Source organism: Nostoc sp., assembly GCF_036917375.1.
In the GTDB taxonomy this organism is placed as follows: Bacteria; Cyanobacteriota; Cyanobacteriia; order Cyanobacteriales; family Nostocaceae; genus Nostoc.
Genome location: NZ_JBALDN010000086.1, coordinates 1 through 12,610, shown reverse-complemented (window position 1 = coordinate 12,610; position 12,610 = coordinate 1). Strand labels below are relative to the sequence as shown.

8 protein-coding genes are annotated in these 12,610 nt (G+C 43.0%); 5 read left to right on the top strand and 3 right to left on the bottom strand.

Annotated elements, in window-relative coordinates; translation table 11 throughout:
* The first annotated feature begins 397 nt into the window (after window positions 1-397).
* Together V7K45_RS22330 and V7K45_RS22325 are read left to right on the top strand one after the other, a co-directional pair.
* Complete coding sequence (locus V7K45_RS22330) at window positions 398-1,180, top strand: ABC transporter ATP-binding protein (RefSeq protein WP_335007175.1); 783 nt, start codon at window positions 398-400, stop codon at window positions 1,178-1,180.
* 94 nt (window positions 1,181-1,274) lie between these two features.
* Window positions 1,275-2,789 carry an MlaD family protein gene (locus V7K45_RS22325; protein WP_335007174.1) on the top strand — a complete coding sequence of 505 codons (1,515 nt, stop codon included), beginning with the start codon at window positions 1,275-1,277 and terminating at the stop codon, window positions 2,787-2,789.
* Between the two features lie 519 nt (window positions 2,790-3,308).
* Here the strand turns inward: V7K45_RS22325 and V7K45_RS22320 are convergent.
* A complete protein-coding gene (locus tag V7K45_RS22320; protein ID WP_335007173.1) occupies window positions 3,309-4,271 on the bottom strand; it encodes a general stress protein in 963 nt (320 codons plus the stop codon).
* A 722-nt stretch (window positions 4,272-4,993) separates the two neighbouring features.
* Between V7K45_RS22320 and ypfJ the strand changes: the two genes are divergently transcribed.
* Window positions 4,994-5,851: a KPN_02809 family neutral zinc metallopeptidase gene (gene ypfJ, locus V7K45_RS22315; RefSeq protein ID WP_335007172.1), complete on the top strand. Its 858-nt coding sequence runs from the start codon at window positions 4,994-4,996 to the stop codon at window positions 5,849-5,851.
* A 458-nt stretch (window positions 5,852-6,309) separates the two neighbouring features.
* Here the strand turns inward: ypfJ and V7K45_RS22310 are convergent, their stop codons facing one another.
* Window positions 6,310-6,606, bottom strand: a complete 297-nt coding sequence (locus V7K45_RS22310) for a DUF3288 family protein (RefSeq protein WP_094353136.1) — start codon at window positions 6,604-6,606, stop codon at window positions 6,310-6,312.
* 308 nt (window positions 6,607-6,914) lie between these two features.
* Here V7K45_RS22310 and V7K45_RS22305 point away from each other — a divergent pair, with 308 nt between their 5' ends.
* Window positions 6,915-9,368 (top strand): ATP-dependent Clp protease ATP-binding subunit, encoded by a 2,454-nt coding sequence (locus tag V7K45_RS22305; protein WP_335007215.1) that lies wholly within the window; start codon window positions 6,915-6,917, stop codon window positions 9,366-9,368.
* A 343-nt stretch (window positions 9,369-9,711) separates the two neighbouring features.
* Here the strand turns inward: V7K45_RS22305 and V7K45_RS22300 are convergent, their stop codons facing one another.
* Window positions 9,712-11,220: a DUF3131 domain-containing protein gene (locus tag V7K45_RS22300; protein ID WP_335007171.1), complete on the bottom strand. Its 1,509-nt coding sequence runs from the start codon at window positions 11,218-11,220 to the stop codon at window positions 9,712-9,714.
* 149 nt (window positions 11,221-11,369) lie between these two features.
* Here V7K45_RS22300 and V7K45_RS22295 point away from each other — a divergent pair, with 149 nt between their 5' ends.
* Window positions 11,370-11,945: a TIGR04376 family protein gene (locus tag V7K45_RS22295; RefSeq protein WP_335007170.1), complete on the top strand. Its 576-nt coding sequence runs from the start codon at window positions 11,370-11,372 to the stop codon at window positions 11,943-11,945.
* Window positions 11,946-12,610: the final 665 nt, after the last annotated feature.

The following is a 12,610-nucleotide window of genomic DNA, read 5'->3' as shown; positions in this document are numbered from 1 at the left end:
TCTTGTATCAACCTGAATCGTTATCAAGTTAAGTGGGATATTAATAATATATAAATTACTTTGCTGATGTCTACAGAAAACTGAAATCTTATTTTCACATCACTGAGATGTTTAATTACTACGGTGTCTTCGTCAGCTTGGCGTTGAGGATATTTCGAGACGATAAACATCGCCAATAACTAAATATTATGCTAAAAAAATAAAGTTTGCTAATTAAAATGCTAATTATTTACTTATAATACACTATACAATGTACTACCGATCGCCATGAAATCACTATTGGGCATATTTGTCCTTTGTTAGTTCTCAGTAGTCATTTGTTTATTTTCTACTGACTAATGACCAACGATCGATGACCAATACTTCGGCTGCGCCCAGTACAAGTGACTAATAACTAATGACTGAACCATTGATTGAACTGAAAGGTGTTTCTAAGTCCTTTGGTAGCCATAAAGTTCTAGATAATGTAGACTTGACCATTTACCGGGGAGAAGCACTGGGGATTATTGGGCCATCAGGGACGGGTAAATCAACAATCTTACGAGTAATAGCGGGGTTACTTAGTCCCGATGAAGGAGAAATTTATGTGCAAGGAGTGCGGCGAGAGGGTTTGATTGAGGATGGCGGCCAGCAGGTTGGCATTGGTATGGTGTTTCAGCAGGCGGCGCTATTTGATTCGCTGACAGTAGAGGAAAATGTGGGATTTTTACTTTATCAAAATTCAAAGCTGCCGCGATCGCGCATCCGAGATTTGGTAAACGAGAAATTGGAGATGGTAGGTTTGCCAGAAATAGGCCACCTATACCCAGCCGAACTTTCTGGGGGAATGCGCAAACGGGTAAGTTTTGCCCGTGCGATTATGTCTAACCCCGATAATCCCAATGAAGGGCCAGAAGTTCTACTATACGACGAACCAACGGCCGGACTCGATCCCATTGCCTCGACAGTCATCGAAGATTTAATCCGCCACTTGCAATGTTTACATGGAGTTTGTAGTACTTATGCTGTTGTTACCCACCAGGACAGCACTATCCGCCGTACATCTGATAGACTTATATTTCTCTATGAAGGTAAAGTGCAGTGGCAAGGTACAGTTAGTGAAATATACAACACAGAACATCCCTTGATCAGACAATTTATCAGTGGAAGTGTTCAAGGCCCGATTAAAGTCGCCGGCTAGAAACTTAAAAGCCAGGAGTAAAGAGTTAAATTTAACTACTAACTCCTAACTTTTAACTCCTAATTGGTTATTGGTTGTTGGTGGAGGCAAAAAAATGCGAGGTCTTATGACAAGTCGCTTCGCGTCTGGGCGAACATTTAGAGAAGGTTCTGTGGGGTTATTACTCCTGCTAGGACTAGGGGTATTTGGATTACTCTTTCTGTGGTTAAATAGATTCACTGCTGCTGGTCGTTCGTACAAAATTATTGTAGAATTTGCCAACGCTGGCGGAATGCAAAAGGGAGCAGCAGTTCGCTATCGTGGCGTTAAGGTAGGAACTATTTCCCAGGTTCGACCAGGGGCAAATGCCATTGATGTAGTGATTGAAATTGCCCAAACTAACCTAATTATCCCCCGTAATGTAGTGGTGGAAGCTAATCAAAGCGGATTAATTAGCGAAAGTATTATCGACATCACACCAAGAACAACCTTGCCTACTGGGGTTGTGATTGCTAAACCCCTAGATAAAAATTGTGATATTAGCCTCATAGTCTGTAATGGCTCTCGATTAAAAGGTCAGGTTGGTATCAGTGTTGATGCATTAATTCGCAGTTCAACTGAGCTAGCCGGTGCATACAACGATCCAAAATTTTATAGAAATGTCAATAGGGTTCTAGAAACTACCACAGGCGCAGCATCCAGTTTTACTGAGTTAAGTCAGGATTTACAAGGTTTGACCAAAAGCTTACAACTACAACTTACTACCTTTTCCGCTACGGCTAATTCAGTGCAACGGGCGACAAACCAACTTAATGCATCCGCAAATCAAACAGTAAATAAATTCGGTGCAACTGCAACTCAAGCAAATCGATTGCTGAACAACCTGGATAATTTGGTGACAACAAATCGTTCGACACTGGTTGGTGCGTTGAACAATATCACCGAAACCAGCAACCAACTGCGTGTTACAGTCAGTAGCTTATCACCATCAGTCAATCGATTAACTCAAGGACAATTACTCAACAATTTAGAAATGCTTTCAGCAAATGCAGCCCAAGCTTCAGCTAATTTACGTGATGCTTCTAAAACCTTAAACGATCCAAAGAATGCGGTGTTGCTGCAACAAACTTTAGATTCAGCACGAGTAACCTTTGAAAATACCCAAAAAATTACATCTGATTTAGATGAATTGACAGGCGATCCAAATTTCCGTAAAAATCTGCGGCAATTGGTGAATGGTTTAAGTGGTTTAGTATCTTCTACACAACAGATGCAGCAACAAGTGCAGGTTGCTACTACTCTAGATTCGGTAAAAGCTGCTGTGAGCAAACCAAAGAATCTAATTCCTATCCCAACACCAACCCAACAGGCGATGTTTAATGACAAGTCGCTACCAGTCTACGAAGATAATTCCTCAGCGGCTAATTTTGCAAGTACCGACACCGACCTTCAACCAAGTCCCAGTCCGTCTATCCCAAACTCATCCCAAGCAAACCTTTTGAAGCAGCTGCGGGAGTATGGCAAGCAACGGGAGCAACTGGAGACACAGAAAGAGGCAATACAGCTTGACCCTTCGCCTTCGCTCACTGCTGACCCTGAGCGGAGCAGAAATGCTGAGAATTTTAAGTAAAATATTTTACTGTCAGGTGAATGTATTGAAGTTCATCGACACCACTTGCTATAACCTTGAAAGGTGTCGATTGTCTGCATAATACAGTTTTCAGGCTGCAAAACCCATTGCTTATTAGACCTTTTGCAAAAGTGCTTTTTGCATTCTTGGGGAAAAGGGTAAAGGTTAAAGGGGAAGGGGACAATACAGAACCTTTTCCCCTTATCCCCAGAGGGGACCCCACCTTCCCCTTTTCCCGACAAATGCCAAGCAGTCTATTGATACAGCAGATTTCAAGGAAAGTGAGGTACACAAGCTAATTCTGTTACCCAGATATAAAGCGTGTTTTACTCCAATATGCTTGGGTTAAAGGTTATTGGTGTAGATAATTGCTCTTTCAAGACGCGATAAATCGCGTCTCTACATCTGGGATTTGTTGCTCATTCTGGACTGTGTTGTGTTTTACTCTTGAATTCTGAATTCTGCTGTATCTTCCAAAACTCAAATAACTTTGCTGCCATTTATTGACAGCAGCCGCTTTTAAGAACGAATTAACATTGGGTCATAAATTTGAGACTCTTGAACCCCATAATTACATAGAATAGACCTAGCTATATCTTGCTCGCGATCTGTGCCACTAACGATAAGTATGTAATTGCCTTGCTCTATTTGCTCATTATAAAAGCGTGCCCATTCATCTGCTATTCCTAACCTCATAGCGTCAAAGCGTTCACTTAAATTAATGCCTGTTGACCCAACCAATTGAGAAAAGTCTTTGCAAATTAAGGAAATCTGATTTACTGAAAAACCTGCGACACACATATCCTTAATTGCCGCCTCAGCATTATCTATGCTATTGAAGCAACTAACACTATATTTAGACATCATCCCACTTTTATTAGGAATGGCAGTAGTAGAAGTCGTTGTGGTCAGAGAATTTGTAGTTTCATATTCACTGTTAAGATGTTCGTAAATACCAAACTCTTCAATACCCCAACGCTGTAGTATTTCTTGTACTTTAGCAATTTCAAAAGATGTACAATCCACGATTATTAAATAGTGTCCCTCCTCTACTCGCTCGTTATATGCTCTAGCTTGCTCTGACGACATTCCCCAACCAACTAATGCACCAGCAAAAGTCCCAGTGGCAGCACCAATACTTGCCCCAACAAGGGTTGTAACTAAAGCAGTTGCTGCCGCCCCAGCCAGCATTATTGGGCCAACTCCAGGGATTGCTAAAGTCCCAAGACCTACTAATAAACCAGTTAACCCACCAACAGCGCCTCCTGAAAGCCCTCCTACTGTTGCACCTTCGTCAGCTTTATCACCAGTTTCCTCTTTAACTTTATTATCGGCAATCTCATGATTGCGATCTGAGTTTTGTACAAGTATAGATACTTTCTCCATCGCCAAGCCAGAATCTCTCAACTCATGTATTGCCCGCTCTGCATCTCTTCGATGAGTAAATACGCCTACAGCACGTTGATATTGAATTAAAACCATTATTACTCCTTGGTCGCAGGGGAAAAATTAATAACTGACAAAGTTGATTCTTCAGTACCTGTTATATTAAATACGAGTTGGTTCAATTCAAAACTATCCTTAGTAATAAAATATATTCTTTCGCTCATGAGGTAAGCAGTAACAGCCTCAACGGTGCAAGTCAAAAAGTGAAGACACTAAGTCGGAAAGACCCCTAACTGATGCGGAATTATTGTTAGTGAGTGACACGGCAATACGGTTTGGATAAGCATTTTTCACTTTCTTTGTGGTCTGGGGAATGGGTTTGCGGGTAAAGGGGAAAGGATGTATTAAAAACCTTTCCCCTTTAACCCTTTCACCTTTAACCGAACCGTATTGAGTGACACGAGACAGCCTCAACTAAAAGTCTATATCCAACGCAGACATAACGATATTCCCCTGTGTTGATATCCCAAATCCTCAGAGCTTGGTCATGGAATGCAAATTACGTGTTTGAAATTTCGCTTCCGTCCTGACTGTGGTGTTCCCTATAAGGAGTCCGGGAATTCTGTGCGCTCTGATGGGCAACCTATTTAACAAAACCTTCCTAAAGGCTGAGTGTCCTTTATTTCTAGTTTGTCCGTAGGCAGAAGAGATCGATACATAGAAGAAGTAATATTCATTTGTATAGCTAAAAGGCTTGTGTAGATTTCATCCTACGTAGTTCAAGCTGTATTTTTTTATGAGTTTGGTAAGCAGTAATTATGCGTTGGCAAATAGGTCGTCGGAGTACAAATGTTGAAGATCGGCGTGGGATGAAGATTTCCGCTCCTGTCGTGGGTGGGGGCGTAGGAGCAGCACTCATATCGCTAGTGGTTTTACTATTGGGTGGAGATCCCAGTGCCCTTTGGCAACAAGATTCCCCACCAAGTGATAGCCCGATCGCTGAGTCACCTCAAACAACAGGATCTCAAACTCAAGATCAAATGGCGGATTTTGTATCTGTTGTACTGGCTGATACAGAAGATACATGGAGTGAGCAGTTTCGGCAAGATGGAAAAAGTTATGTAGAACCAAAGTTAGTTCTTTACTCAGGGGCGGTGGAGTCTGCTTGTGGATTTGCACGTTCAGCAGTTGGGCCGTTTTATTGTCCGCGCGATCAAAAGGTGTATATTGACTTGAGTTTTTACCGCGATTTGAAGACTCGATATCAGGCACCGGGAGATTTTGCTCAAGCATACGTGATTGCTCATGAAATTGGGCATCATGTCCAAAATTTACTGGGGATTTCGCAGCAAGTTCAAACCTTGCAGAACCAAGTGAGTCAGACACAAGCAAATCAGCTTTCTGTGCGATTAGAATTACAAGCAGACTGTTTTGCAGGCGTTTGGGCAAATCATGCTCAACGCTCACGGCAAATTCTGGAAACAGGTGATATTGAAGAAGCATTGAACGCAGCTAGCAGTATTGGAGATGACCGCTTGCAAAAACAAGCTAAAGGCTATGCTGTGCCAGAATCTTTTACACATGGTAGTTCCGCCCAAAGGGTTCGTTGGTTTAAACAAGGTATCCAAACGGGCGATCCTCAGAAATGTAATACTTTTGCCAAGACAAATTCCTAAGATATAGCAGAATCCAAAATTCGGAATTCAGGAGTAAAATACACTTTATATTTGGGTAAACAAACTTGAAATATGCTGTATTTCAAGTTTTACGATTCTCTGGCAGGTATCGAGCTTTATTGGCAAAACTTTCCCGATCGCAGGAGCAGAAATTGAAGAAGCGATCGCCACAATCGATTTAGACTATTTCCAAGAAGACTTGTCTAAACTCATCTCGTTCTGGAAACGAGGTAGCGATCGCTAGCAAGGTTTATTTTAATATTCCAAAAACTATTTGGCTATTTATTTACCACTAACCCAGTAAGTAAAAATACTCCCTTATGATTAGCCATTTCCCGGTAGATTATAGAAGAAAAACATGGTGTACAATTCACAGTGACATCTGAATTAGGGAAAGGCACAAAATTAGCGATCATCCTTCCAGGGCTGAGTCAGGAGTTAGGAATGGAAAAGAATAACTAATTCCAATCCTGTTCATCTTTCTTGCCACGGCTTTTGTAAATTCCACCCAAATCGTGAATTTGACGAGTTTTCTCAAAAAGCTCGGCTTCGGTCAAACCCCACTGTTGCAAGACTTTATCTAGGTCTTTTTGGATGTCTCTCGCCCCTGGAAACCCTTGATAGCGCATTCGCAGTCTAGCCAATTCTGCTAAGTTATAGTCTGTCGCCTCTTGAGCGAGTAAAATATCAATAAGGGGGCGATCGCGGTTATAAAGTGGATGTTGTTGGTCCTTACCGGCCGTTGCTTCAGTCATTGTCAGTCCTGAGTTTAGAGTGCTAAGTCCTGAATTTTAAGTTTAGCTGACAGTGGAAAACAAAACAGACAAAAGAAAATTGTCAAATACCGAAAGTTTAACTGTCAACTTTGCAACTTCTGACTTTCCCCGTACTCCACTCAGCACTCCTAGTAGACGGCAAGTACACCTGATGTCTTACGGCTCTCACCACTGCCACTTAACTTTAAATAAAGTTACATTAGTCCTTAAGAAAATACAAAAAACTTTAGATGAGGGTGAATTTTATCTCACCCAAAGTCCAAGCAGCGAGGGAGCAAGAACCCATTATGTTTGAACACTTCACTTCCGAAGCCATTAGAGTAATTATGCTAGCTCAGGAGGAAGCACGTCGCCTGGGACACAATTTTGTAGGAACTGAACAAATTCTCCTGGGTTTGATGGGAGAAGGAACTGGGGTTGCTGCTAAAGTGCTGGCTGAATTAGGCGTTACCCTCAAAGATGCACGTCGCGAGGTAGAAAAAATTATTGGTAGGGGTTCTGGCTTTGTACCACCAGAAATTCCTTTTACTCCTAAAGTAAAAAGCCTCTTCGAGCAATCGTTTAAAGAAGCTCATAGTTTGGGACAGAATTACATTAACACTGAACACTTACTCTTAGGATTAACCGAGGCTGGTGAAGGTGTCGCCGCCAAAGTACTACAAAATCTAGGGGTTGACTTCAAGAGTGTCCGTAGTGCCATAGTTCGCCGTTTGGGTGAAAATGCACCGGCTTTTGCTGGTAGTGGTAATCAAAAGCGCACCCAACCGCTAACGATGGAAGAGTTTGGCAGAAATTTGACCAAATTAGCCCAAGAAGGCAGACTGGACCCCGTAGTTGGTCGCCAGAAGGAAATTGAGCGGGCAATCCAAATTCTCGGTCGCCGCACCAAGAATAACCCGGTGTTGATTGGGGAACCAGGAGTTGGCAAAACTGCGATCGCAGAAGGTCTAGCTCAACGTATTATTAACCAAGATGTTCCTGAAAGCTTACAAGACAAGCAAGTTATCAGCCTCGATATGGGGTCATTGGTAGCTGGAACTCGCTTCCGTGGCGATTTTGAAGAACGCATCAAAAAAGTTGTGGAAGAAGTCCGCACTGTGGGCAATATCATCTTGGTGATTGACGAAATTCACACCTTGGTTGGCGCTGGTGGTACAGAAGGTGGCTTGGATGCAGCCAACATCCTTAAACCTGCCTTAGCACGGGGTGAACTCCAGTGCATCGGCGCAACTACCCTCGATGAATATCGTAAGCATATTGAGCGTGATGCTGCCCTAGAACGTCGTTTCCAACCGATTCAGGTAGGGGAACCATCGGTAGAGGAAACCGTACAAATTCTCTACGGCTTGCGCGGTGCTTACGAACAACACCACAAAGTCACAATTTTGGATTCAGCACTTGTCGCAGCAGCAGAATTATCAGACCGCTATATTAGCGATCGCTTCTTGCCCGATAAGGCAATAGACTTGATTGATGAAGCTGGTTCTCGCGTTCGGCTGCGGAACTCCCAAAGTTCTCCCAATAAAGAACTCAAGCGCGAACTCGCTGGCGTTACCAAAGAAAAAGAAGCAGCAGTCAGAGTCCAAGATTTTGACAAAGCAACACAACTGCGCGACCAAGAGTTAAAACTCGCAGAACAACTGCAAGCAACCTTTACACCAAACGATCAACCTGTCAACTCGACTGTAGTTGATGAAGAAGACATCGCCCAAATCGTTGCCTCTTGGACTGGCGTACCAGTCAACAAGCTCACTGAATCTGAGTCAGAGTTGCTCCTACACTTAGAAGACACCCTGCATCAGCGGCTCATCGGACAAGAGCAAGCAGTGTCGGCTGTAGCTCGCGGTATCCGTCGCGCTCGCGTTGGCTTAAAAAATCCCAATCGTCCTATTGCTAGCTTTATCTTCTCTGGGCCTACTGGAGTTGGTAAAACAGAATTGGCGAAAGCACTAGCTTCCTACTTCTTCGGCGCGGAAGACTCAATGATTCGGCTAGATATGTCCGAATACATGGAAAGTCATACCGTCGCCAAGCTAATTGGTTCGCCTCCCGGTTATGTAGGATACGACGAAGGCGGACAGCTGACAGAAGCCGTGCGGCGCAAACCTTACACAGTGCTGCTATTCGACGAAATCGAAAAAGCACACCCCGATGTATTCAATATGCTGCTGCAACTCTTGGATGACGGTCATCTTACCGATGCCAAAGGTCGGAAAGTGGACTTCAAGAATACGCTGATCATTTTGACTTCTAACATCGGTTCCAAGGTGATTGAAAAAGGTGGTAGCGGTTTAGGCTTTGACTTCGACATTCAAGCCGACGCTAGTTATAACCGCATCCGCACCTTGGTAAATGAGGAATTGAAAGCTTACTTCCGTCCTGAGTTCCTTAACCGTCTTGATGAGATTATCGTCTTCACCCAGCTTTCCAAGGATGAAGTTAAGCAAATCGCCGAAATTATGCTTCGCGATGTTGCTAGCCGCTTGACGGAAAAAGGAATTATCTTAGAAGTCAGCGATCGCTTCAAAGAGCTTGTGGTACAACAGGGTTATAACCCCAGCTACGGCGCTAGGCCGTTACGTCGGGCAATTATGCGCCTCTTAGAAGATTCTCTCGCCGAAGCAATGCTGTCTGGTGAAATTACAGATGGCGACACAGCCCTTATCGATGTTGATGATGACTCTCAAGTGAGAGTACAAAAATCAGAAAAACGAGAATTGCTCTTGGCAAATGTTGGCTAATTTTATACCCGATCGCTTTTTACTGTAATATTTGAGAAACACTCCAGCCTCTTGCCTAGAGCAGAGGCATAAACAGGGTCATCTCAGACAAACATCAAGTGAAATGGTATTATTTCTCACCCCTAGTAGAAATACTAGGGGTTTTTTTATGCGATTTATTTTGAGGGGCAATACCCGCCTACACACTGTAGCAAGGGGAGGATTGAGGAGGAATACGAGATGCGCGGTCATGAAATAATATCAATTCAATTAATGATTGCAACACATCCTTGGCTAAAGACGCGATGAATCGCGTCTCTACAAATAGTCTATTTGTCGCATTCTTTTTTCAAATTGGTATAACTTACGGTCTTTTTATAGTCTTTTCAGTTGACTTATGGCTTCTGACTCCTGCCCAAACAGTAAGTGGCTGCCCAACTTGCTTATACAGTAAGCTTTCCATAATTACACCATTATTGTTAGCAGTAAGAGTTTTATTCGGCTGACGCAGAGACTCATAAAAGCCATTGTACCAGCCATCTTGAGACTTAAGATTGCCTTGAACGAAATCAAATAACTGACGGGTATAAGCAGTATTATAAAGCACGTGCCAGCCGATCGCAGCTTTGGCACTGAGGAATCGCAAATTGTTGTGCTGTTCTCTGGTATCCGCGATGGTTGCCCAAGGTTGTCCGTTGACAAATAGGCTGCTGTAAACAAAGTATGGCGCGCGATCTAAGTTGTCTTCGGTGACGGCGGTTAATTGTTTTGTCGCTTCATAACGCGCTGCTTGGGCAGCTAAAATCCGATCGGCATAAGCTTTAGGCAAAGCTTGAAACCCAGTTTCAATACCATCTAAGATATAGGGTTCGCTAAGAACGTAATTATTGGCTCCAGAGTTTTTATAGTCCCGTTTGTCGTAAGGAATTCCTTGTCCATAAAGATCGACAAAGGCAGTATTGAACTGATAATCTAAAGCTTTATTAACATTCAAACCCCAAAGCTTCAAACCATAAGCAGCATAATTCTCATAGCCCAAGCGACCTTCTTGATTGTATTGTTCTTTGCCTTTGATGACAGCAGTACCAAACATTTGACCGTTTGTGGTCAGACGCTTGACTTGCCAGTGTTTCCAAACTGCTGCTGTTTGCGATCGCATTTCTGGATACTTTGCCTCGACAATCTTCAGCCAGATTGCCATTCTTCCCAAATCAATGGCTGACCAGCCAATTTCTTCCCGTTTATCTAGTTGACCATAATTAACAGGTACGAGAGTTTTCGCATTGTAAACTTTGTTGGGTAGTTCTCCTTTATATAAAGGCATTGATGCCAGTGTATTCAACATTTTGCTCATTTTGGCTTCAAATTCAGCCGCAGGCACGATATTCAGTTCTCTAGCACTGACTAAAGCTGCGATCGCTGCTGTTTGATCCCACATACTTATCGAGGCAAAGCCATCAACGGAATTGATCAAGCCAGTTTCATCGTTCCAGTTGCGCTGGAAGTATGACCAAGCAATACGTGCCGTTGTCATTTCTTCTGGGGTCAGTTTTCCAACTCCAGGGGCAACGTATGGAATTATGGCTACTGTTAGTTGATTCTTAGGAATGGGTTGACCTGGCAAAACTACGGATTGAGCATCAAGGCTGGCAACTATTTCAGGATCTTTGACACCAAAGACAGGGGGTTGGGGTTTCTCTGGTTGTAAAGCAATTGGGGATGTTGATATTTCAGCTTTTTTTATAATAGAAGTATTGGAAAGTTGCTTAGACCAACCATTTAAAAGTGCGATCGCGATCGCAGCGGTAACGACTCCTCCTACAGTAGCTAGTATGGACAAGCTCTTAGGTGGTGGTTGAAAGTCAGAACTCATACTGATTAAAGCCTTATGTTGTAAGTCAGGGTTATTTGCGTAGTTTCACCAAATACATTCTTCCCAACTTTGAAATCTAACTAACACCCAGAAGTCCACCTGACTACTACAATAAAATAGTCACGCACCCGATCTCTGGAGTTCTAGCAGTGGGCTTATTTGATGATTTGAGTCGGTTTCTAGAAAACCGTTTAGAAGAATTCTTGCGTAATAATCCACATTTGGAGTTAGAGGCGCTGCTAGAACAGCTGCGTGAGCAAGAAGAAGACACATTAAAGTTAATCGCAGATTTAAAATTACAAGAGAAGCGATCGGAAGAAGAAATTCTCTCCACCGCTCAAGAAATTCAGCGTTGGCATATCCGCATTCAAAAAGCCAAAAACGCCAATAGAGAGGATTTGGCAGCGGCGGCGGGCGAGCGAGAAGCAGCCCTGTTGCGCGAAGGTAATCAGCGCTGGGGACACATGCAAGGGCTGAAAGAACGCATTAACCAATCTCAAGAATTACTGCAAAAAATTCAGCAACGGCGACAGGAAGTGCAAGCTAAAGCCGCCGAAGCACAGACAGCCCGTGCTAAAGCGCAAACCCAGCAGCGATCGGAAAGCATTGGCTGGTCGAATCAAACTAGCAATTTTTCTAGTGGTTTTGATGACTTAGAAGAGAAGTTCCGTAACTGGGAAACTCAGGATGAATTAGAACAAATGAAGCGGAATATGAAAAAGTAGCGCGTATTGGCTAAAATACGCCAAAATAACAAATGCGTTCGCCGAAATAACAAATGAGTTCGCCGAAATAGCAAATGCGTTCGCCGAAATAACAAATGCGATCGCCGAAATAGCAAATGCGATCGCCGAAATAACAAATGCGTAGGTGCAGCCAGCCGTAGGCATCGCCAGAAATAGCTTACTCACTTGGTTTTTCGCGTCAGTTTTACCCCACCCTAACCCTCCCCTTGTAAAGGGGAGGGAACAAGATTTTCCGGTTTCCCCCCTTTACAAGGGGGGATTAAGGGGGGTAATAATGTGATTAAAATCACAGCCAACTACTTTTCAAACAACCTCTTAAGCTGAGTGAGCATTAAAAACGAAAAATCAAAGTTTTCAGGCACATTTTACGACAAGAATTAGGAATTTTTAGAATAGTAGGATAGGTTCATTGCTGTTGCTCATGGGAAAAAGCAGCAGTTCCAGGTAAATCAGGATTATCCCGTCCCTGAATCGGTTGTCAAATTCGCACAGCGACGACAAAACTAATAAGCGTGTAGTATGTATATAAACTATATATACCAAGCTTCCATCTGGAGTTTAGACTAAGTAGGAAAAAATGACCCAGCAGCACTGAGTTGATAAAATACAAGCTTTAAACATGGAAATCTTTAATATTAAGCAGA